Origin of the sequence: Parerythrobacter aurantius, from assembly GCF_045291475.1 — a bacterium.
In the GTDB taxonomy this organism is placed as follows: Bacteria; Pseudomonadota; Alphaproteobacteria; order Sphingomonadales; family Sphingomonadaceae; genus Parerythrobacter; species Parerythrobacter aurantius.
This window is the reverse complement of sequence record NZ_CP147985.1, coordinates 1792450-1814869: the sequence shown is the minus strand read 5'-3', so window position 1 is coordinate 1814869 and position 22420 is coordinate 1792450. Positions and strand designations below refer to the sequence as shown.

General features: G+C 65.5%; 18 protein-coding genes and 1 tRNA gene. 8 read left to right on the top strand and 11 right to left on the bottom strand.

The window, feature by feature from the left end:
* The first annotated feature begins 181 nt into the window (after positions 1 to 181).
* From WAB17_RS09000 to WAB17_RS08990, 3 genes are read left to right on the top strand one after another with little or no spacing between them, the layout of a single operon-like run.
* On the top strand, positions 182 to 2509 hold the full coding sequence (locus tag WAB17_RS09000) for an autotransporter assembly complex protein TamA (protein WP_435417023.1): 2328 nt from the start codon (positions 182 to 184) through the stop codon (positions 2507 to 2509).
* On the top strand, positions 2509 to 6738 hold the full coding sequence (locus tag WAB17_RS08995; RefSeq protein WP_435417022.1) for a translocation/assembly module TamB domain-containing protein: 4230 nt from the start codon (positions 2509 to 2511) through the stop codon (positions 6736 to 6738). The genes WAB17_RS09000 and WAB17_RS08995 overlap by 1 nt, the downstream gene beginning before the upstream one ends.
* Positions 6738 to 6920, top strand: coding sequence for a hypothetical protein (locus tag WAB17_RS08990; RefSeq protein WP_435417021.1), 183 nt, complete (start codon positions 6738 to 6740; stop codon positions 6918 to 6920). The genes WAB17_RS08995 and WAB17_RS08990 overlap by 1 nt, the downstream gene beginning before the upstream one ends.
* Here the strand turns inward: WAB17_RS08990 and WAB17_RS08985 are convergent.
* Genes WAB17_RS08985 through WAB17_RS08965 form a run of 5 tightly spaced genes read right to left on the bottom strand, consistent with a single transcriptional unit; the run spans position 6917 to position 12826 of the window.
* Complete coding sequence (locus WAB17_RS08985; protein ID WP_435417020.1) at positions 6917 to 7111, bottom strand: hypothetical protein; 195 nt, start codon at positions 7109 to 7111, stop codon at positions 6917 to 6919. The two genes, WAB17_RS08990 and WAB17_RS08985, sit on opposite strands and share 4 nt — an antisense overlap.
* Positions 7108 to 7971: a sugar kinase gene (locus tag WAB17_RS08980; protein WP_435417019.1), complete on the bottom strand. Its 864-nt coding sequence runs from the start codon at positions 7969 to 7971 to the stop codon at positions 7108 to 7110. The genes WAB17_RS08985 and WAB17_RS08980 overlap by 4 nt, the downstream gene beginning before the upstream one ends.
* A gap of 36 nt (positions 7972 to 8007) precedes the next feature.
* Entirely contained in the window at positions 8008 to 10716 is a 2709-nt protein-coding gene (locus WAB17_RS08975) for a TonB-dependent receptor (RefSeq protein WP_435417018.1), read from the bottom strand.
* Positions 10717 to 10745: 29 nt separating this feature from the next.
* Positions 10746 to 12023: an MFS transporter gene (locus WAB17_RS08970; RefSeq protein ID WP_435417017.1), complete on the bottom strand. Its 1278-nt coding sequence runs from the start codon at positions 12021 to 12023 to the stop codon at positions 10746 to 10748.
* Complete coding sequence (locus tag WAB17_RS08965) at positions 12020 to 12826, bottom strand: 2-keto-4-pentenoate hydratase (RefSeq protein WP_435417016.1); 807 nt, start codon at positions 12824 to 12826, stop codon at positions 12020 to 12022. Before WAB17_RS08965 ends, WAB17_RS08970 begins: the two co-directional genes overlap by 4 nt.
* A 118-nt stretch (positions 12827 to 12944) precedes the next feature.
* On the opposite strand from WAB17_RS08965, the gene WAB17_RS08960 reads away from it, so the two are divergent.
* Positions 12945 to 13994 carry a LacI family DNA-binding transcriptional regulator gene (locus WAB17_RS08960; protein ID WP_435417015.1) on the top strand — a complete coding sequence of 350 codons (1050 nt, stop codon included), beginning with the start codon at positions 12945 to 12947 and terminating at the stop codon, positions 13992 to 13994.
* Between the two features lie 4 nt (positions 13995 to 13998).
* Here WAB17_RS08960 and kduD read toward each other — a convergent pair whose 3' ends face one another.
* The 4 genes from kduD to WAB17_RS08940 form a co-directional block, all read right to left on the bottom strand.
* Positions 13999 to 14754 carry a 2-dehydro-3-deoxy-D-gluconate 5-dehydrogenase KduD gene (gene kduD / locus WAB17_RS08955; RefSeq protein ID WP_435417014.1) on the bottom strand — a complete coding sequence of 252 codons (756 nt, stop codon included), beginning with the start codon at positions 14752 to 14754 and terminating at the stop codon, positions 13999 to 14001.
* Between the two features lie 13 nt (positions 14755 to 14767).
* Complete coding sequence (locus WAB17_RS08950) at positions 14768 to 15400, bottom strand: RpiB/LacA/LacB family sugar-phosphate isomerase (RefSeq protein WP_435417013.1); 633 nt, start codon at positions 15398 to 15400, stop codon at positions 14768 to 14770.
* Positions 15401 to 15431: 31 nt separating this feature from the next.
* Positions 15432 to 17108 carry a hypothetical protein gene (locus tag WAB17_RS08945; RefSeq protein WP_435417012.1) on the bottom strand — a complete coding sequence of 559 codons (1677 nt, stop codon included), beginning with the start codon at positions 17106 to 17108 and terminating at the stop codon, positions 15432 to 15434.
* Positions 17109 to 17428: 320 nt separating this feature from the next.
* Positions 17429 to 17519 (bottom strand) — tRNA-Ser (locus tag WAB17_RS08940).
* A 146-nt stretch (positions 17520 to 17665) separates the two neighbouring features.
* On the opposite strand from WAB17_RS08940, the gene WAB17_RS08935 reads away from it, so the two are divergent.
* From WAB17_RS08935 to WAB17_RS08920, 4 genes are read left to right on the top strand one after another with little or no spacing between them, the layout of a single operon-like run.
* Positions 17666 to 18070 (top strand): metallopeptidase family protein, encoded by a 405-nt coding sequence (locus WAB17_RS08935; RefSeq protein WP_435417011.1) that lies wholly within the window; start codon positions 17666 to 17668, stop codon positions 18068 to 18070.
* 34 nt (positions 18071 to 18104) lie between these two features.
* A complete protein-coding gene (locus WAB17_RS08930) occupies positions 18105 to 18305 on the top strand; it encodes a hypothetical protein (RefSeq protein ID WP_435417010.1) in 201 nt (66 codons plus the stop codon).
* A 47-nt stretch (positions 18306 to 18352) separates the two neighbouring features.
* Entirely contained in the window at positions 18353 to 19438 is a 1086-nt protein-coding gene (locus WAB17_RS08925) for a peptidylprolyl isomerase (RefSeq protein WP_435417009.1), read from the top strand.
* Entirely contained in the window at positions 19435 to 19779 is a 345-nt protein-coding gene (locus WAB17_RS08920) for a DUF1905 domain-containing protein (RefSeq protein WP_435417008.1), read from the top strand. Before WAB17_RS08925 ends, WAB17_RS08920 begins: the two co-directional genes overlap by 4 nt.
* Positions 19780 to 19889: 110 nt before the next feature.
* On the opposite strand, the gene WAB17_RS08915 is transcribed toward WAB17_RS08920, so the two are convergent.
* Positions 19890 to 20249, bottom strand: coding sequence for a VOC family protein (locus tag WAB17_RS08915; protein ID WP_435417007.1), 360 nt, complete (start codon positions 20247 to 20249; stop codon positions 19890 to 19892).
* Positions 20249 to 22342 carry a RelA/SpoT family protein gene (locus tag WAB17_RS08910; RefSeq protein WP_435417006.1) on the bottom strand — a complete coding sequence of 698 codons (2094 nt, stop codon included), beginning with the start codon at positions 22340 to 22342 and terminating at the stop codon, positions 20249 to 20251. The genes WAB17_RS08915 and WAB17_RS08910 overlap by 1 nt, the downstream gene beginning before the upstream one ends.
* Positions 22343 to 22420: the final 78 nt, after the last annotated feature.

The following is a 22420-nucleotide window of genomic DNA, read 5'->3' as shown; positions in this document are numbered from 1 at the left end:
CCGGGATAACCCTGCTGCCCGCCGCAAGGTCATTGATTTGTCGAACAAACTCCGGCTAGACGGGGTGGCTGGTTCGAAGCGTGCGGTGGGTCGCGCGGTTCGGTTGGCGTGACGCGGCCGGGCGGGATCGCAGGATCGGCGCCCGGTGTATGACAGGCCGATGGCAGAAAGGCCGCAGGATTTGGCAGACACGAACAGCCGCGCTGCCCAGCAGGTCCGCACCCTTGCGGCCTGTGTCGCCGTGGTTCTGGCCGCGGGAATGGCGTCACCGGTGCTGGCCCAATCCGCCGGGAACGACGACAGCGAACCCGCGCCGGCGGCGGTCGCGCCGCCACCCGGTCTCGACGTTCCGCAGCCCCCGCCAGGCTTTCCCCTGCCCGAAATAGAGATCGTCATCGACGACGAGGAGTTCGACGAACAGGTGCCCGAGCTGGCACCGGAAGACGATCCCGAACTCGACCTGCCGCTCGAATCGATCGCGGAATTCGAACGTCGCCTTGCCGCCGAAGAGGCCGGTGCCGAACCGCTGGAAGGGCAGGAGGCACCGCTCGGCGATCCGGCGCTTGCCGATGGCGATGTGGTGGAAGAAATCGGCGATGCGCCGATCCGCGACGCGGAACTCCTGGCCCCGCTTCCACCGCTCGAGGAATTCGAGCTGGAAACGGTCGAGTTCACCGAGCCCGAAGGGGATGACGAAGCACCGGCGGAGGTGCCTTACCGGGTCGAGCTGACGGGCCTCGACCTGGCCGACAGCCAGACGCCCACGGACATGCGCGACCTCTTCTCGGACTTGTCCGCGCTCGGCCTTGGCACCGATACAGCCGCGAACATTTCCCAGTTGCGGGCGCGGCTGACCGACGATTCCGTGCTGCTGCAGCGCATCGTCGCGTCGGAAGGCTGGTATTCCGCGACCGTCACGACGGAAATCCAGCCAGCGGCCGAAGGCGGCGACGGCCGGGTCGCCGCACGCATCGCGGTCGATCCCGGTCCGCGCTACAGCTTCAGCGCGATCGACGTGCGATCCGGGCCTACCGTTCCGGCCGGCCTGGTGCGCGACAATCTGGCGCTGCAAGTGGGCGAGCCGATTGTCGCGACCCGGGTGCAGGGCGCGGAAGCCCAGGTCGCCGTCGCCCTGCCGGAAAACGGCTATCCTTTCGCCGAGGTCGGCCGCCGCGATATCCTGCTCGATCCCGAAAGCGGCGAGGGGGCCTATACCTTGCCGGTCGCGCTCGGTCCGCGCGCGCGGTTCGGTGGCATCCGCACCGACGGGACACTGGCCTTCGATGCCGAACACGTGGCCCTGCTGGCCCGCTTCGAACGCGGCGAGATCTACGACAGCCGCGCGGTGGACGACCTGCGCCAGGCGCTGGTGGCGACGGGGCTGTTCAATTCCGTGGCAGTGGTCCCCGAACGAACCGGCGAGGATGCGGGCGAAGGCACGGAATTTGCGACCATCGTCGTGACACAGGAGGCCGGGCCGCCCCGTACGCTGGCGGCCAGCGCCGGTTTCGGGACTGGACAGGGCTTCCGCGTGGAGGGCAGCTGGACCCATCGCAACCTCTTCCCGCCCGAAGGGGCGCTGATCGCCCAGGCCGTCGCCGGCACGCAGGAACAAGGCGCTGGCGTCACCTTCCGGCGATCGAATGCGGGCCGCCGGGACCTGACTTTCTCGGTCGGGGCCGAAGTACTGCACAGCGATTACGACGCCTATGAAGCCTACACCGGACGGATTTCGGTGCTTTACAGTTACGATTCCACGCCGATCTGGCAGAAGCCGTTCACCTACGCCGTCGGAGCGCAGATCCTCGGCACCAACGAGCAGCTGTTCGACATTGCCCGGGGGGCGCTGGACCGGCGGACCTATGTCATCGGCGGCCTTACCGGACAGGTCGGTATCGACCGCAGCGACGACCTGCTGAACCCGACCGAGGGCTTCCGACTTACCGCGCTCGTCGAACCGGAAGGATCGCTGCAAGGCGGCTTCAGTCCCTATGTCCGGGCAAGGCTCGACGGCTCGGCCTATTTCTCGCCAACCGATTCCCTCGTCCTTGCCGGCCGCGCCCGGGTCGGCACGATCCAGGGCATCGACAGGGAAGACCTTGCGCCGTCCAGGCGGTTCTACGGCGGAGGTGGAGGGTCGGTGCGCGGGTTCGGGTACCAGCAGCTCGGGCCGCGGGTGCTGCTGCCGAACCCCGCCTTCGACCCGGCCGATCCCGACGAGGAAGACAACCCCTTCGTCGTGCGGCCGCTCGGTGGGCGCAGCCTTGTCGAAGGCTCGGTGGAGCTGCGTTATCGCTTCGGCAACTTCGGCGCTGTCGCCTTCGCCGATGTCGGCCAGGTCTATGCCGCGACCACGCCCGACTTTTCGGACCTCAGGATCGGCATCGGGGTAGGCGGCCGGTACTACACCAATTTCGGCCCGGTCCGCGTCGATGTCGCCATGCCGCTCGACCGGCGAACAGGCGAAAGCAGCTTTGCGGTCTATGTCGGCATCGGGCAGGCCTTCTGATGGAAGGGGCGGATACCGTGGCGGTCGAACCGATCCGGGCCTCGCCCCGCCGTCCGCTGGCACGTCGCGTCGCGCTCGGTTTCGCGGCCCTGTTTGCGCTGCTACTGCTGGCACTGACCGCGGCGATGGTCTGGATCGATACCGCCCCCGGCCACCGGTTCATCGCGCGGCAGATCGGCGAACTCGAATTCGAGAACGGGCTTAGGATCGGTGTCGGCCGCATCGAGGGATCGGTTTACGGCAAGCTGGAAGTGCACGACCTGGCGCTGTCGGATCCCGCAGGCGTCTTTATGGTCGTGCCCGACGCGCAGATGGACTGGCGGCCGTTCGCCTATCTGCGCAACCGCATCGACATCCGCTCGCTGACCGCCGACCTCGCCACGCTGCGGCGCGCACCCGCCTTCGCCCCCACCCCGCCCAGCGACCAGCCGTTGCTGCCCGACCTCGATATCGAAATCGGCTCGTTCAGGATCGCCCGGCTGGTGGCGGAGCCAGCTGTCGCCGGCCGGCGGCAGGTCGCCGCGATCGACGGGACGGCGCGGATTGCCGACCGGCGGGCGCAGGTAAAGATGAACGCAGCGACCGTGGCAGGAGGCGGCACTGCCGGGGGCGACCGCCTTGCACTGGTGCTCGATGCCGTGCCCGAGCGGAACAGGCTCGACCTGCAGCTCGACCTGCGCGCCCCGCAGGACGGGGTGCTCGCCGCGCTGGCCGGCCTTTCGGAACCGCTCCGCTTGCGGGTTGCGGGCAAGGGCGACTGGGCGCGGTGGAACGGTCGGGCCGAGGCGGACTATGGCGCGGAGCGACTGGCGCGACTGGCGCTGACGGCGCGCGACGGCACCTTCGCGATCGCCGGGCCGACCCGGATCGGACGCATGTTCGAAGGGTCGACCGCAGCCCTGCTCGGGCCGGAAACCCAAATCGACGTCACAGGCTCGCTGGCGAAGCGGCGGATCGACCTGCTCGGCAATGCCGCGTCCGATGCGTTCAGGCTCAACGCGAAAGGGGTGGTGGACCTGTCTGACAACAGCTTCGACGGCTTGCAGCTCGGCTTCGTCCTGCTGCGACCCTCGTCGCTTGCCGAGAACCTTACCGGCCGTGGCCTGCGCGCCATGCTGCGTCTCGATGGCGCCTTCGCCACCCCGACGGTCGAATATACGCTCAACGCCGACCGGCTGGTGCTGGGCGACATGGGGCTCGAACGCTTCAGCGCGAGCGGCAAGGCCGAAGTGGATGCCGATGCCGTCATGATCCCTGTCAGGGCGCGGGCCGCCCGGGTCACCGGGCTCGACACCGTGGCCGGCGGTACGCTGGCCAATGTCACCCTCGCCGGCGACCTGGCCGTGGACTGGCCGCGCATCCTGTCGGACAACATGCGCCTGCGGTCCGACCGGATCGATGCGGGGCTGGTCCTGCTCGCCGACACGTCGAAAGGTTTCTACTCCGGGGCGATCGACGGCAAGATCGACAATTACCGGATCGCCAGCGTCGGCGTCTTCAATATCGATACCGATGTCGACCTGGAGCGTTCGGGCCAATCCGGTTTCGCGCTGCGCGGGCGCTTGCGGGCGCGCTCTACCAGCCTTTTCAGCGAAGGCGTGCGGTCCTTCCTCGGCGGCAATGTGGTGGCGGCAAGCGACGTCCGCTACGGCACCGACGGCATCTTCCGGTTCTCCAACCTGCGGCTCACCGCCCCCGACGTGCGCGTCACCGGCGGAAGCGGCACCTATTCGCCGGACGGCAGGCTGGCCGTCACCGCCAACGGGATTACCGACGCTTATGGGCCGGTCGGCGTTCGGCTGGCCGGGACGGCGGACAATATCAGGGCAACCGTCACCGCGTCGCGGCCGGATCTCGGCATCGGCCTCGCCGACCTCGAGGCCGATATCGTCACGATCCGGGGCGGCTACCGGCTCGATGCGCGGGGCCAAACCGATTACGGCCCGCTCACGGCGGATGTATCGCTGGGCATGGGTGACACTCTGACGCTGGGTATCAACCGCGCCGACCTCGGCGGCATCGCTTTCTCCGGTTCCCTGACCAGGACAGCGGCAGGCCCCTTCGCGGGCCAGCTGGTCGCCGAGGGACAGGGAGTGAACGGGCTTGTCCGGCTGGGGGCCAGCGGTCGTTACCAGCAGGCGCTGGTGAACCTGCGCGCGCAGGATACCGTCCTGCCCGGCCCGGCCCGCCTTTCGGTCGGGTCGGCCATCGTCGATGCCCGGATCATCCTGTTCGACCAGCCGCAGGTCATCGCCGATGCCCAGGTCAACCGCACCAGTTTCGACGGCACCAGCATCAACGCGGCCCGGCTGAAGATCGACTACCGCGCCGGCAGGGGCACGGCGAAACTCGTGGCAGAGGGCGCCCGCGGCGCCCCCTTCCGGGTGGCTGCCAATGCCGAACTGAGGCCGGACCTTTGGCGGGCCGCCGTCAGGGGGCGAGTCCGGGGGATTGCATTCGCCACGACCAGTCCGGCGCGGATCATCCCGGGAACGGATAGCTACGAGTTGCTGCCGACCAAGGTCGACTTCGGGCGCGGCAGTGCCAGGCTGGCAGGCACCTACGGGCGCGGCATCAAGATCCAGAGCCGGCTCGATTCGCTCGATATCGCCATGGCCAACGCCTTCTTCCCCTCGCTGGGCGTAAGCGGCAGGGCAACCGGCAGCCTCGATTTCGAACAGCCCTCGCCCAGTGCCTTCCCCCGCGCCGATGCACGGCTCTCCATCGACAATTTCACCCGCACCACCGCCGCATCGGTCAGCCAGCCGGTCGACGTAAATTTCGTCGGCAAGCTGCTGCCCGATGGCGGCGAGGCGCGCGCCGTGCTCCGGCGGCGGGGTTCGGTCATCGGACGGATGGTCGCATCGCTGCGTCCGCTGCCGCCGGGCGCGGGCACCTGGACCACGCGGCTGCTGTCGGCGCCGCTGGGCGGCGGCATCCGCTACAACGGACCGGCCGACACGCTGTTTTCCTTCACCGGCCTCCGCGACCAGAGCCTTGCCGGATCGATCGGCCTCGCGGCGGACTTCACCGGCCGGGTGGCGCGGCCGCAACTGGCCGGGATCGTGCGCGGCAAGGGTCTGACCTACGAGAACCAGGCCTATGGTACGCGCCTTGCCAACATGACCCTGGCGGGCCGGTTCGCCGGATCGCGGCTGGAGATCGAGCAACTGACGGCCGCCGCCGGCAGCGGCACGGTCAAGGCATCCGGTTTCGTCAGCCTGGCGGAAGCCGAAGGCTATCCGATGGACATCGCGATAGAGATGGACCGGGCCCGGCTGGCCCGCAGCGGCGGGCTCGCCTTCGCCGCCACAGGCGATGCCCGGCTCACCAAGACCGCGGGCCAGACCGCGCTGCTCAGCGGCACCATCGCGCTGCCGGAAGCCCGCTACCAGCTCGCCCGCCAGGGCGCAGCGCAAGTGCCGGAGCTGTCGGGTGTGCGCTTCAAGCCGCCGCGCGGCCCCGTCCGCATTACCGGATCGGAACCGGCAGAGCCTTCGCCCGGGCTGCTGTCGCTGGTCCGGCTCGATCTCGATGTCAGGGCCGGCGAGCGTCTCTATGTATCGGGCATGGGCCTCGAATCCGAATGGCGGGCCGACCTGCGCATTATGGGGACCAGTGCCGAACCGCGCATCTCCGGCCCGGTGCAGCTGATCCGCGGGACGCTCGGCTTTGCCGGCCGCTCGTTCCAGCTGACCGACGGCCGGATCGGCTTCACCGGCGGGGCGGGTTACGATCCCACCATCTCGCTGGTCGCGACCGAAACGATCGAGGACGTGCGCGTCAACGTGAATGTCACGGGCCGCGCCTTCGACCCCGTCATCGCCTTTACCAGCGTGCCGGGCCTGCCGCAGGACGAGATCCTCGCACGGATCCTGTTCGGCAGTTCGATCGGCAACCTGTCGACCATCCAGGCCGTCCAGCTTGCCGCTTCGCTCAACTCGCTGCGCGGGGGCGGCGGCGGGCTCGACCCGATCGGCAGGCTGCGCTCCGCCACCGGCATCGACCGGCTGCGCATCCTCGGTGCCGACGAGACCGCGGGCCGAGGGACGGCGCTTGCCGCCGGGCAGTACATCACCGACGATATCTATATCGAATTCATCACCGACGCTCGCGGCTATACCGCCACCCAACTCGAAATCAGCCTGACCCCGGCGCTTTCCATCCTGACCCAGGCCGGGGGATCCGGGGGGACCGACATCAACGTGCAATACCGGAAGAACTACTGATGCGGCTGGCCCTGACCCTTTTGAGCCCGGTCCTTGCGCTCGGCGCGTGCAAGGCCGAACCCAGCTTCGAAGAGAGATACGACGCGACCAGCAAGAAGATCGGCGAACAGGCCGAGCAGCTGGACGAGGAACTGGAACGTCCGACCGCGACCGAAGCGGCTGAGAAGCAGCCCCGGCCCTAGGCCCTCACGCTGGCAATCTCCGCGCCTTCGGCCAGCGCGGCGACTTTTGCCCAGACGATTTCGGGATCGAGGCTGTTGCTGCCGGCATGGACCGAGGCGAACTTCCTGTAGAGATCGCATCTATCGGAACCCGTACCGATTTTACGAAGCGTGGGCCCAACGTCTTTGCCGTGCCCGGTTGCCGAATTCACGCGGAAAGCGGAGGGATCGCCCCTTGCCGCATGATCGTCCAGCCCGCGATACGATGACCCTCCGCCGCAGCCTCGGCAGGCGTCCCGCCGCGCAGTCGGGCGGAGAGATATCCTGCGTTGAAGGCATCCCCGGCACCGCTCGTATCGACTGGCCGCACAATTCGCCCGGGCGGCGAAATCTCGCCGTCGGGCAGCCGGGCCCCGCTGGCTCCCATCTTGACCACGACTTCCTTGCAACCGAGGCTTTGCCAGTGGCGTGCGACGCCATCTGGGCTTGTTTCCCCGCCCATTATCATCGCCTCGTCCTCGAGCGTGGGCAAGCCGATGCCGGCATGGGAAACGGCCAGGTCGCGAACCTCAGCGGCCTCGTGCCGGTCGCTCCACAGACGCGCCCGATAATTCCCGTCGAATGCCAGCGGTGCGCTCAGCGCCAATAGCCTGTCGCGGCTGGTCGGCGGCAGGATCGCCAGCGTGATGAGCGAATAGATCACCAGCGCCGCATCGTCGGCCGCTTGCATTGCCGCCTCGATACCGGCCAACGCGAACATGTCGCGCGCGGCGCTGCGGTCGCGGTCGTAAGTGAAGGTCCGTTCGCCATGCCGGTCGAGCGCGATGGCGTAGCGTCCGACCGTCCGGTCCTGATGCTGGAGCACATGGGTCGTGTCGATCCCCTCGCTGGACCAGGCATGCCTCAGCCAATCGCTTTCCGCATCGCGGCCCAGCGCGGTGACGTAGGCGACATCGTGCCCGAGCCTTGCCAGATGCACCGCGGTATTGAGCGTATCGCCGCCATAGTTGGTGTGCGCGGCACCGTCATGGCGCTCGATCATCGCCTCGCCGATGACGACGATACGGCCCATTACCGGTTCCTCGTCGCCATCGGGCCGCCGGGCCTCCTAGAACTTGGCGCGCACGCCGACACTAAGCCGTCGCTCCGACAGGGCATAGCTGTTGAGCGCCGTCGGGTTGAAGTTGCTGATCTCGACCGTCGCCGAATCCTCGGGGATGAGGTTTTGCGCCTGGAACGACAGGGCAATCCTGTCGGTAAGGTCGATACCTAGCTGCGCATCCAGCTGCGAGCGGGCAGCGATCACCTCGGGTCGCCCCTGTGTGAACTCGAAGACGGCATCGTCCCGCCAGTTATACGCCACACGGGCCGATACCGGGCCTTTTTCGTAGAGCGCGACGAGGTTGTAGCTGTGCTTCGACGTCGCAACGAGGGGGAAGCCGTTGCTGTCTTCGCTGTCGGCATAGGTGTAGTTGGCAATCACCCCGAGACCGTCGAACGGCGATGGAAGGAAGTCCAGGAACTGCTGCATTCCGACCTCGAAGCCCCGCACCTTTGCCGACGCAATGTTGAAGGGCCGGGACGTGCGGTAGGGCCCGTCGGATTCGAACCCGGGGATGATTTCCTCGATCGTGCCGGTCGCGATGAAATCCTCGACATCCTTGTAGAACAACGCCGCCGAGAAGAGCGAGCTGCGGCCGGTGTAGTATTCGAACGACACGTCGAAGTTGGTCGAAATCGGCGGCGTCAGCTGCGCGTTGCCGCCCCCGGACGTGAGGTTCGTCTGGTTGACGAAGGTGCTGGGGGCAAGATCCGCCAGCCCGGCGCGTTGCATGGTCTGCGATGCCGAAATGCGGGCGAGGAAATCGTCCGTCACGTTGAAAGTGACGTTCGCGCTCGGCAGCACGTTGGTGTAGCTGTTGCGGTCGGTGGTCAGCACGGACACGCCCCGCAGGAGCGAGAAAGTGTCCACCCGGAACTTGGTATGCGAGACACGCACGCCGGCATTGACCTTGGCGGGAATGCCGAACAGCTCGCCCTCGGCGTCGAACATGAAATATCCGCTGAGGGTCTTTTCGCTCAGATCATAGTCGCGATCGACGTTCCGGCGATATCCGTTAGGGCTCGCCTCCTGCGTCGCAAGCGGCGGTTCCGTGGCGGTGACCCGCGGGATGAGGAAGTCCGGATCGGGGAAATAGCTCAGGAAGCTGCGCGGGAACGAGCCCGGGATACGATCGAGGAAATCCGGATTGCCGGGCACCGCGAAGGGCGCCAATTCGGCTGCCGTCGCGAGGCCGCGGCTGCGGAAGGAATCCGATTCCGCGCTGAGGTCGACGTAACGGACCCCGGCGCGGACAACGACACCTGAGCCGCCGTCATATCCGACGTCGAACTTTCCGGTCCATTCCTCCAGCGTGGCAGGAAGCAGGTTGGCGCGCAAAGTGAGCGTGCCGCTTGTCGGAAATATGAAGTTGCTGACGAGGTTGGGGTCGAAGGGCGTACCCGCAGGGCGCTCCAGCGTCAGGCTGGGTATCGGGCCGTCGCGGAAATCGTACCTGCCCACCACATTGGTGACGCTGTCGAGAACCACGACCTCGATCTGCTGCCGCAAGGTACCGCGGCTATAGTAAGCGTCCGCTTCGAGGCTGAGAGTACCGTCGTCGAACTTGCCGTTGAGACCGGCCAGGAAATTGTCGGTCGGGTCCTGCCGACGCTGGTTCTGGACGCGGACACGACCGGTGGCTGTGCCGGCCACAAGGTAGCCGCCCTCGTTGACGGCATTGGTCACGATCGTTGCCGTGTTGCTGGTCGGCAGATTGAAGGTAATCGCCTGGTTGGTGCGATCGGCTTCCACCTTGGAATAGAGCGCATCGGCGGTCAGGACGAAGTTGTCACCGATGCTGAATTGCAGCGCGCCGTTCACACCGTAGCGCGAACGGTCGATGTCGACGTTTTCGTACTGGAGGAGCAGCGGCGCTAGGACGTCGGTGGTGCCCCCGTTGCGGCGATTGAGCCAGTTGTTGCGTTCAAACAGCTGGAGGCTGGACGTGCGCTTCTGGTATTCGCCAGCGAGCAGGATGCCGATGTTGCCGTCGGCAAACTTGGTGGTGAAAAGCCCGGTGAAGGCCGGTTCGAACTTGTCGGCGCCGTCCGAGTAGGTCCCCTGTGCGCGGACGGACAGCGTCGTCTTGCGGAAGTCGAACGGCTTCGGGGTGAACAGGTTCACTGTGCCGCCCAGGCCGCCTTCCGCCTGGCTGGCGAGCGGCGATTTGCGGACTTCCAGCCGGCCGAACACCGAAGACGGGACGGCATCGAGACCCGACGAGCGGCCGAGATTGTCGTTCTCGGGCGGCGAAACCCTGGCCGAGAAACCGAGCAGGGTTCGCCCGTCGACTTCGACGCGCACCTGTTGCAGGCCGCGGATGTTCACCGCCTGGCCTTCGCCGAACACGCGGGTGATCTGCACCCCCGTCACACGCTGCAGAGCCTCGGCGACATTGGCGTCAGGTAGCTTGCCTACATCCTCGGCGGTGATGACATCGACGATCTGGGAGGAATCGCGCTTGATCTGCGCGGCTTTTTCAAGCGAGCCGCGGATGCCGGTAACGATGATCCCTTCGCCTTCGCCCGCAACGGGCTCCGTTGCCGGATCGTCCGCCTGTTCAGGAGCCGACTGGGCGAGGACCGGCGTCGCGCCGAATCCGATCGAGGCGACGGATACCAACAGGACGCTCCGCGCCCAACGCAGGCCGGGGACGCTCCGCACGGATGCGCTACCGCTAGAGGTAACCGGTGTCATTTCGATTTCGTTGGCCATTTCGATACCCTCTCCTGAACCTTGTTATGCTAAGAAATCTCTACCCGCTCGAGACGCGGCGACAGCGCGTGAATTGCAAGCAAGGCGATGAAGTAAACCGTCGTACAGACCGCGAAGATGACCGTGTAGTCCCCGCCGGTGGCGTCGAGCACCAGCCCGGTGGACTTGGCCATTACCATGCCGCCGATCCCGCCCATGAAGCCGCCGAGACCGATGACCGAACCGACCGCGCGCTTGGGAAACATGTCGGGCGGCAGCGACAGTAGGTTAGTGGAAAAAGCCTGATGGCCCGCGAGCGCAAGGCCGATCAGCCCGACTGCGATCCACATGTCATCGATCGTGGTGACGAACAGGATCGGCATTACGCACAGACCGGCCAGGGCCATCGTGAACTTGCGCGCGCGATTGACGCTGTAACCGCGCTGGATGAGCCGCGACGACAGCCAGCCGCCTGCAATGCTGCCGACGTCGGAGATGAGATACATGACGATCATCGGCAAAAGCATGACCTTGAGGTCGACGCCGTAAGTCTGGCTGAAGAAACTCGGCAGCCAGAACAGCATCAGAAACCACACCGGATCGGTGAGCAGTTTCGCCACGGCAAAGGCCCAGGCTTCGCGTCGCCTTGCAATGGTGCCCCAGACCAGCTGCTCGACCTTTTCCGGCGGATCGTGTTCGATCCATGCCAGTTCCCCCTTGCTGACACCGTCACGATCGCGCGGATTGCCGTAGAGCACGAGCCAGAGCACAAGCAGCAATACGCCGAAAAACCCGGTCACGATGAAGGTCGTCCGCCAGTCGAAGCCCAGCACGCCCATGAACAGGGCGAGTGTCGGCGCAGTGAGGATCACTCCGATAGTGGTCGCCGAATTGACCCAACCGATCGCGTAGGACCGTTCCTTCTGCGGAAACCATTCGCTGCTGGCACGAACGACGGACGGGAAATGGCCAGCCTCGCCCAGCCCCAGAACCACGCGCGATGCCATGAATGCCGCTATCGATGACGAGAAACCGTGTGCAACGTGCCCGACGGTCCAGACCGCGATCGCGATGGCATAGCCGATGCGCGGGCCGAAGCGGTCGATGATCGCGCCGAAGATTAGGAAGCCGATCGCATAGGCGGCCTGGAAAGCCGTGACTATGTTGCCGTAGTCATCCTCGCTCCACCCCAGTTCGAGCGCGAGGTCGGGCTTGAGTAGCCCGAGCATGGTCCGGTCGATATAGTTTACCGTGGTCGCGAAAAAGAGCAGCGCGACGATGCCCCAGCGGTATCTGCCGACGCGGGGCGGCGGGGTGGCGCCGCTCATTGCGGTGCCCTCCCGGCAATTCCTGCGCCTTCGACGAAGGCTACGCCGCGGCACGCGACGGAATAGGCATCATCGAAGGTCGCATCGGCCCGTTCGCCGGGCGCGAAGGGATGGACCCCCGTAATGGCCCCTGTCGATACCCAGTGACCGGGTTCCAGCACGTGCCCGCGCCGGTGCAGGCAATCGGCCAGGAAGCAGAATGCCCCGAATGGACCGTCGAGCATGTCCTGCAGACACGCCCGACCGACCACGTGGCTGTCGATCGACAATTGTACCGGTGCAGCCAGCAAGTCGCGGCCCCGCCAGTCCTCTATCGGGGGGCCCAGCACGAGGCCGAAATTGTTGCCGAAATCGCTCACCGTGACGGTCGGGCCGAAATCGTTGATGCCGGGAAACGGCGAGCTAGCCACTTCGAGACCGAAGCGCACCTCGTCCACGTAATCCAGTGCCTTTGCGAGCGTCAGCCCGGACGGCGGCGTGTTTTTCACGCGGAGCAGCAACTCCGCTTCGATGGCAGCAAATCCGGTAAGCAGCGGCACGCTCGGGACTGTCCCCGGCAGCGATGCGACGATGGAGTCGGCGAATATCGGTCCGGCTATCCGCTCGGCGCCGAACTTGGCAGCGAGATCGGAAGCGATGCGCCCCACCTTCCAGCCGCCGATTGTTCTGCGGCTACGCGCGATGGCGTCGTCCTGAATGCGATAGGCCGCCTCGAGACTCGAGGGAGCTTCGCCCGGATACGCATCGACTACCGCACCCGTGCGACGTGCCTCGACGAATATCGCGGCGATCGAATTTTGCATCGAATCTCCCTCTCCCCGATGCATCCATGCAGCATTTTGACACCGGTGTCAAACATGAGCGGGAGGAGGTTATCCGCTTGCGATTTACCCTCGTCGCGCGCTATCTCGCGTCATTCCTATGAGCTCATCCGCACGCACCGCCCAACCGACCATAAACGACGTCGCCGCGCGCGCGGGCGTGTCGAAGAAAACGGTAAGCCGGGTCATAAACCGCGAGAGCGGCTTGAAGGGCGAGACCCGGGGGAAGGTCGAGCAGGCGATAGCCGAGCTCGGCTATGTCCCCAATCCCCAGGCCCGGGCGCTGGCCCGTCGCCGCAACATGACCCTGGTCCTGTTGCACGACAATCCCAATGCCCAGACTGTCCTGAATTTCCAGAAGGGTGTGTTGCGGGCCATTGCGAACAGCGACCTTGCCCTGGCTGTCCGACCGGTCGATCGGACGTCGCCGCACATGCTCGACGACGTGCGCGGTTTCTTGACCCGACATCGCCCGCTTGGCGTGCTGATCCTGCCACCCATCTCGGAGCGCGACGACCTCGCCCGGCTGTGTTCGTCGCTGGACATTCCCTATGTCCGCGTCGGTTCGGCGCCGCTCGATGCGCCGGACCGCTGCGTCGCCTCGAACGACAGCGAAACTGTGGCGGCCGCGTGCCGGCTGCTGACGCAGGCCGGCCACACACGGATAGGGTTCGTGAGGGGCCCGGAAGGCTTCCGCTCGGCCGCCGAACGCGAACAGGGGTTCCAGGCCGCCATTCGGACCGCCGGGCTGACCCTCGATCCCAGCCTGTGCGCGCCGGGAAACTACCGGTTCGAATCCGGCGTTGCGGCCGGCCAGGCCCTGCTGCACCGGGAGGATCGCCCCACGGCGATCTTCGCCAGCAATGACGAAATGGCAGCTGGCGTCATGCATGTCGCCCTGGAAATGGGCCTCGCGATACCGCGCGAGCTGTCGGTCATCGGTTTCGACGACAGCCCTACGGCGCAACACATCTGGCCGTCGCTCACCACGGTGCGCTGGCCGCTGATCGAAATGGGCGAACTTGCGGCCGAAAAGGTTGCCGGGCGCCTCCTCGGCCACGACCAGGCGCTCGCCGTCCCGACGATCCTGCCCTCCGAAGTGGTGGCGCGCGACACGGTGGGCCCGCCCGAGGCTGGCTCGCGGGCCTGACCGTTCAGCGTGCCAGCCATCCTCCATCGACGGCGAGGATATGGCCGTTGACATAGTCGGATGCGGCGGAGGCAAGGAACACCGCTGCGCCGCCGATATCGGAGGGATTGCCCCACCGGCCCGCCGGGATACGCTCGAGTATTTGCCGGTTGCGGACCTCGTCGGCCTGGAGCGCTGCGGTGTTGTTAGTGGCGATGTATCCCGGCGCGATGGCGTTCACATTGATGCCGGCTGCCGCCCATTCGTTCGCCAGCGCCTTGGTCAATCCGGCGACGGCCGACTTGGCCGCGGTATAGCTCGGCACGCGCACGCCGCCCTGGAAGCTCAACATCGAGGCGATGTTGACGATCTTGCCGCCACCGGTTTCCATCATCCGCCGCGCTGCCGCCTGCGAGAGGAAGAACAGCGATTTCAGATTGGTGTCGATGACCGCATCCCAATCCTCCTCGGTGAAGTCCACCGCGTCGGCCCGCCGGATGATGCCGGCGTTGTTGACGAGGATATCCAGCCCGCCAAGCCCGGCGATAGCCTTTTCGATGACATCGCCGGCAGGTGACGCGGACGACAGGTCGGCGGCGATGAGCATGCCGCTACGGCCGAGTGCCCGCACGGCGCTGAGCGTTTCTTCGGCCGCCGACCGCCCGGCCAGGGCGACATCCGCCCCTGCGGCTGCCAGCGCGATCGCGATTGCCTGGCCGATGCCGGTGTTGGCGCCCGTGACCAGGGCGACGCGGCCGGTAAGGTCGAAAGGATTGATCACCGCGCGACGACCGTCAAAGGCTGCGCAGGTACGATGCGATGCTATCGTCCTTGCAGTTCGGATAGAAAAGCCCGTCGAAGTTTTCGCCTGCAATCGCGGCCCGCAGCAGGTCCTGGTCCACCGCTCGCAGCACCTCGATCATGTCGCGCGATGCCGCCGCCTTGAGGTCTTTCAGGATGCCGCGGTTTGTCGCCATGATCGCCGCCCTTTCCTTCGGATAGCCGGCACCCCCGACATTCTCGAAGATCTTGCGATAGCAATCCTGCAGGTTGAGTTCCGCCGCCCAGCCGAAGCCCTTGGCATAGGGCATGGACATGGCATTGCCGTCGTTGATCTGGCTGAACAGGAAGGCATCGGTCGGATCGATGACGAGGCCGCAGAACACTCCCGGCATGGCGTTGCAGGCAAGCATGGAACCCATGCCCGTCCCGCAGCCGGTGACGACGAAATCCGCGGCCCCCGCATTGAGCACGATCCCCGTCAGCAGTCCGTTCATGACATAGGTCAGCGAAGCCTCATCCTCGGGCGTGTACATCCCGTAGTGATGAACCGTGTGGCCGTGTTCGCCGGCCACGGCGACCAGCGCGTCGTGGATGATCGAGCTTTTCGCAGCCTGGCTGTTTTCGATGATGAGAGCGATGTTCATGGGTCGGATCCGGAAATGGGGTGGAACTTGATCAGCGCGCCCGGCGGCGGGCAAGCTGGTAATCGTAGAGCGACGGGATGGCCGGGACGGCGTTTGTTCCTTCGATGTAGGGATCGGGCCGATAGTCCACTTCGAAGCGGCGGTTGCCGTGCAATCCGACAATGCGCGCGCCCGGCCCTTCCAGTCCGCTGGTAATCCTGACGACCTCGCTTTCGGGCATATCCCCGGCTATCTCGAGGCGGATGTTCCAATGGGTGTTCATCAGCCCGTGGCCCGGCTTCCAGTAAGGTGCGCCGCCGCCTTCCCACAGCCGGTAAGTCCACGCGCCGCCGCGCTTGCGCGGTTTGATCGACATCACGATCTGGTCGAACAGGTTCTGGTGGTTGGAGCCGCTATGCTGGTCGATGATGCCGTCGCGCAGCACGGTGGCCCGCTGGAAAACCGAGCGCGTCGAGCGCGTATTGACGCTGAGCGGATGGATCACCGGGTTCTCTACCCTCAGGTCCTGCACAAGCACATTGTGCACCGCGCCGACATGGACCGCGTAGTGTGCCTTGTGATTGCCCGTCGTCGTGACCTTGGAAATGGTCAGGGAGGCGGCATCGTCCGTCAGTATTGCGCTGTCGGCGTTCTCCATCACGAGATTGCGCGCCCAGCCGTCGAACAGGCCGGTCATGTAGATCGCGTTGAAACCCTGCTCCAGGTGATGACCGTACCAGGGGCTGTAGGGAAAGGTGAACTTGAGATCCTGGATGCCGACACCGCTAAGGTGGTTCCATTCGGCAAGGTGCGCGGGCTGCGCGGCCGAGACGGCGTGCATCAAGGGATCGCCGAGAACTACGGCGTCCCCGTCGATGGCAGCGATGCGCGTGGTCTGCGCCACGGTCGGCCGCTTGTCCGATTCCCAATGGCGCTGGCCGATGTTCAGCCGGAGGTCGGGATCGGACTGCTTGTCGTTCCAGCGCGCGATGTCACCGTACATCGATTTGAGCAGCGCGCTGTCCGGGCCATCCGGGGCGAACCATTGCAACTGCACGGCCTGCCCGACCTCGAGCCGGCTGGTGTCGCCGACGGTAAGGCGTCGATCGAACTGCCGTCCCGCGACCCCGCGAGCAAGGATCCGGCTGCCCTTCTCGCTTTCGCTGGCATACGCCACCGGGGCAGCATCCTTGGGACCGACGAGGATGAAGCCCCCCGACCAGCTGTATTCTGAAAACAGGAAGTTGATGTTCTGGTCGGGCTCGACCTGGAACTTGTTTTCGCGTTTCAGGTAGGCGCGCAGTTCGTCCTGGCGGCCGGACGTATCGACGACCCGGAGGGGACGCGGAAAATAGAGCTCGGTCCCGCCCTCGGCTGGCCCGGCGCCGTCGAGGACAAGGTCGCTGCGTTCGATGGGGATAATCTCGCCGATCTGGAAGCGTCCGGCTGGAAAGCGCACGGTGACCCGGCCTTCGATCCCATCTGCCGCCGCGATCGCCTTCAGGACGGCCTTGGCATCGTCCCTGCCGTCGTCGGCAATGGCCCCGTAATCGGACACGTCCAGCACGGTTCCAGGATCGTCGGGGATGTCCGCCATGCCGAAGCCGTAGCCGGCATAGCTGAAGTCAGGCAGGGGATTGGCCCTTGCGACGGCGGGGTCCGCAATAATGGCCGGCGCCTTCGCGCGATCCCCCGTAACGGCGTAGCTGCCGCATCCCAGTGCGACCATGGCCGCAACCAAAACCACGCTCTGGTGAATTGCCTTCCCCTCCCGTCGGAACACCGGTTCGCAACCGCATTGCGAGCCGGCAGACAACATGAATGATCAAAAAAGACACCGGTGTCAACATTGAACCGGCTGTTGTATAGGGCGGGCCTTCATGATGGCGATCAAAGGAGGCGGGGTCCCGCCACAGTGGCAGGGTGGCGGAGCGGGAGGGATTTCCTTCGCTTCGCTGCGGACGTCTTCGCTGCGCTTCGACTCCGAACAAGGGTTCGTCCACCACTCCTACAACGCCAAAAGGGCCCGCCCTCTCGGGCGAGCCCTTTTGGCGGAGCAGGAGGGATTCGAACCCTCGATACGGGGTTACCGTATACACACTTTCCAGGCGTGCGCCTTCGACCACTCGGCCACTGCTCCGCATCTTGTTGTCCTACCGCTTCGCTGCTTGAGGACGGGTGTATCGTCCTTCCGCTTCGCTACTTGGGTGCGATAGGCCAAACAAGAACGCGGGCCTCTAGCGGCGCCGGCTTGCAGGCGCAAGCACCTCGGCCTACCTCGCGTCGATGACCCGCAGCTTCGGCACCCCGATCAGCCTCGAAGAGATGGAAGAACTCGGCCTCGCCGCGCTCGAACGGCTGCCGGAAGTGTTCCGCTCCGAAATGGGCGACGTCGTCTTACAGGTCGAGGATTTCGCCGACGAGGAAACGTTGGCGGAGATGGGGATCGAGGACCCGTTCGAGCTGACCGGCCTCTACGAAGGCCACGCGCTGACCGAGCGCAGCATCGAAATGTCGGGCACGCTGCCCACCCGCATCCGCCTGTTCCGCCGCCCGATCCTCGACGAATGGGCCGAGCGCGGGGACGAGACGCTGGAGCACCTGGTCGCGCATGTGGTGATCCACGAGGTCGGCCATCACTTCGGGCTGAGCGACGAGGATATCCATGCGCTGGAAGATGCCGCCGATTGAGGAACGCTGACGCCCCTTGGTGCGTTCGAATGCCATGGCACAATCCCCGACCCCCGTTCACACGCCCAGCCCGGACATCATCCGCGGCGACGAACTCTATCGCAGCCCTCGGGGCATGGCCTCACGCGTCAAGGCGGGGGTACGGTTTTTCAAGCGTCGGGGCACGCTCGACCTGACCCGCGATACGAGCGCGCACCGCCGATATGCCTTTCTCTACGAAGACATGATGAACTGACGCGGGCAGGGCTTGCGTTCGGCGCGCCGCGTGGCAGGGTGCGCGGCATGACAGGTAAAACTCCTTCGGTCGCCGCGCTTGTCGCTCTGGCCCTCACCTTGCCGCTGGCTGCACAGGAGGCACCGCAGGGAGCACCTTCACCCGGCGAGATCGTCGCCGCCGCGCCTGCCGCTGACTGGGTTTCGATTCCGGCAGAGGACCTGCTGGTGATGACCCTCGCCCCGGACCCGCAAGGCAATGCGCGCCAGGTGATAATCCAGCTGATGCCTGCGCCGTTCAGCCAGGGCTGGGTCGGCAACATCCGCACCCTCGCCCGCGCCAAGTGGTACGACAACATCAGCGTCAACCGGGTCCAGGACAATTACGTCGTCCAGTGGGGCGATCCCAATTACGACAACCCCGAAGCGACCGGCGAGACCAAGCCGCTACCGAAGGGGCTGAAGGTGATGGGGGAGGATGAGTATCACATATACCTTCAAGAGGTGTTTGGTCGGCCAATCTATCCAGTCACCGAAACACAACGAGTGGGTGCCCTTAAGTCAATGCTCCGTTTTGCGGGCCCCGAGGCCCAAACCTTGAGTGAAGCTGACCTAGAGAGGATTGGTTCCACGATGCGCACGATCCGGGCGGATAGTTTTTCCTTAGAAACCTATGTCGTCGACGGATGGCCTATCGCGATGTTTGAAAGCGATGGGAAAAGCCCAACGGTTGCACCCACCCACTGCTACGGCATGGTCGGGGTCGGGCGGAATTATTCGCCGGACACTGGCTCGGGGGCGGAGCTCTACACCGTGATTGGCCATGCGCCGCGGCATCTCGATCGCAATATCGCACTGGTCGGGCGGGTAATTGCGGGGATGGAGTTCCTCTCCTCGCTGCCGCGCGGCAAGGGCGACCTGGGCTTCTATGCCGAGGAGGAGTTCGACAAGCGCACCCCGATCCTGACCGTCCGCGTCGCCAGCGACCTGCCCGCCGCCGAACAGCCGAAGTTCGAGTATCTCTCGACCGAGAGCGAAAGCTTCGCGCAATACGCCGACGCGCGCGCCAACCGCCGCGATGCCTTCTTCATCGTGCCTGCGGGCGGCGCGGATATCTGCAACATCCCCGTGCCGGTGCGCCCGGTCGCGGAGTGAGCGACACGCTCTCGCTGACCACGCCGCTGGTGCTGTGGGACGGCTCGGCGTCTTACCATCTTGTCCGCATTTCCGGCGAACCGGCCGAGGCCATCACCATGCATGCGACCTTGCAGCGGCTCGAATACGGCACGCGGCGCGGGTTCGGCTCGGTCAAGTGCTGGGCGCAGGTCGGCGGGACGAGGTGGAAGACTTCGGTGTTTCCGTCCAAGATGCCGCACTCAAGCAGCGGAGCGGTAACGCAAGAAAAGACATGGATATTGCTGGTCGGGAAGAAGGTCCTGCGCGCGGAGGATCTGGTCGTGGGCGACCCTGTCAGCCTTACGCTCGAACTTCTCTGATTCTGCCGTCGCCCCGGGCTTGACCCGGGGTCCCGCTGCCTTTGGCGCTGCGCCCGATGAAAAGCGGGGCCCCTGATCGGGTCCGGGGCGACGTGGATTCTAGACAAGATTCATACCCGCTGCATGAACTCCACCCGGTTGCCGAACGGGTCGTCGGCGAAGAAGCGGGCGTAGCCTTCTATCGCTGTGTCATCGCGGGTCGGATGGCCTGCCGTCTCCAGCCTTGCGCGCAGCCCGTCGAGATCGTCGACCAGCAGCGCGGGATGCGCTTTGGTCGCGGGGCGGAAGTCCCTGTCCACGCCCAGATGCAGGCTGAGCGACCCGCCGTTGAACCAGCACCCGGCAGGGGAGAGTTGCGGCGGCTTGGGCACTTCCGTGAGGCCAAGCAGCCCGACCCAGAACGCCCGTGCCTGATCCTCGCCGCCCGCCGGAATCGCCAGTTGGACATGGTCGAGGCCCAACACCGCCATCAGATGCGTTCTGCCTGGGCGACCGCGTCGCTCGCGCGCAGCGCACTGAGCATGCGGGTCAGGTGGGCAAGGTCCTGCACCTCCAGATCGACTTCGTAGGCGGTGAAGGGATGATCGAGCTGCGTCTGCTCGAGATGGGTCACGTTGACATGGTTCTTGGCAAAAATGGTCGCCATCTCCGCCAGCGTCCCGGGCCGGTCGTAGAGCGTGACCCTGAGCCGCCCGACAGCGCCCTGGCTGCGCTGGCCCCATTGCAGGTCGATCCAGTCGCGATCGATCCCGCTCGCAAGCGTCAGGCAGTCGATGGTGTGGACTTCCACCCCCTCGCCCGGCTTGCGCGTTCCGACGATCCGGTCGCCCGGCACCGGATGGCAACAATCGGCGAGGGTGTAGCCGACCCCGGCGGTAAGCCCGCGGATGGAAATCGCCTTGTCGCGCTTCGACCAGGCCGGGGCTTCGTTCTCGAATTCCGCCGTGCAGCCGGGCACCAGCGCTTCCATGACGTCGAGGTCGGAAATCTGGGCCGCGCCGATGGCGTACATCAGGTCTTCCTCGTCCTCGATCCCAAGCCGGCGAAGCGCCTCGCGCAGTGCCTTCTTGCCGATCTTCGCGGGCACACGGTCGGCAATGTCGTCGTAAAGCTTGCGGCCCAGTTCCGCGACTTCGGCGCGTTCCTTCAGCCTGACGGCGCGGCGGATCGAGGCGCGGGCCTTGCCGGTGACGACGAAGGCGAGCCAGCTCAACTGCGGTTCGGCTTCCTTGCCCTTGATGATCTCGACCACATCGCCGTTGCCCAGCGCCGTGCGCAGCGGCATGTGCCGGCCGTTGATCTTGGCCCCGACGGTCTGCGCCCCCAGGTCGGTGTGGACGGCAAAGGCGAAATCGACCGGCGTCGCCCCCTTCGGCAACTGGAACAGCGCGCCCTTGGGCGTGAAGGCAAAGATGCGATCCTGGTAGATCGCCATGCGGGTGTGCTCGAGCAGTTCCTCGGCATCGTGGCTGGCATCGACGATCTCGATCAGGTCGCGCAGCCAGCCAACCTGCCCGTCCGGCGTTTCGTGCTGCTTGTAGGCCCAGTGGGCGGCAAGGCCGAACTCGTTCCTCTGGTGCATCTCGCGGGTCCGGATCTGCACCTCCACCCGCATCGAATTCTCGTAGATCAGCGAGGTATGGAGCGACCGGTAGCCGTTGGTCTTGGGCGTCGAAATGTAATCCTTGAACCGCCCGGGGATGAACTGCCAGACGGTGTGCAGCACGCCCATCGCGCGATAGCAATCGGCCACGCTTTCGGTGATGATGCGGAAGGCGAAGATATCGCTGACCTGTTCGAAGCTGACGTGGCGTTCCGCCATCTTCTGCCAGATCGAATAGGGATGCTTCTCGCGGCCCGAGACTTCGACCTTGAGGCCCGCCTCCGCCAGCGCCTGCTTGATCGCCAGGGCGATGGCATCGACCTGCCCGCCATCCTGCTTGCGCAGTTCCGCCAGGCGTTCGGTGATGGTCTTGTACCCGTCCGGCTCGAGCTGTTCGAAGGCCAGCAACTGCATCTCGCGCATGTATTCGTACATGCCGATCCGCTCGGCCAGCGGGGCATAGATATCCATCGTCTCGCGCGCGATCCGCTGGCGCTTTTCCGGCGACTTGATGTGATGCAGCGTGCGCATGTTGTGCAGCCGGTCACCCAGCTTGACCAGCAGCACACGGATGTCCTCGCTCATCGCCAGCAGGAACTTGCGCAGGTTCTCCGCCGCGCGCTCGTTCTCGGGCATCTGCTCGATCTTGCTGAGCTTGGTCACCCCGTCGACCAGCCGCGCGACATCGGGCCCGAAATTCTTCTCGATATCCTCGATCGTCGCCAGCGTGTCCTCGACGGTATCGTGCAGCAGCGCCGTGATGATCGAATCCTGGTCGAGCTTCAGGTCGGTCATCAGGCCCGCCACTTCGACCGGATGGCTGAAATAAGGGTCGCCGCTGGCGCGCTTCTGGCTGCCGTGCTTCTGCACGGTATAGACATAGGCGCGGTTGAGCAGCGCCTCGTCGGCGTCGGGGTCGTATTCCTTGACCCGTTCTATCAGTTCGTACTGGCGCAGCATGCTCCACCAGAATGTGGCCGCATGGTGGCATATTGCAATGCAAAAAGAACTGTCCGGGCAAAATGCGATCCTGGCCCC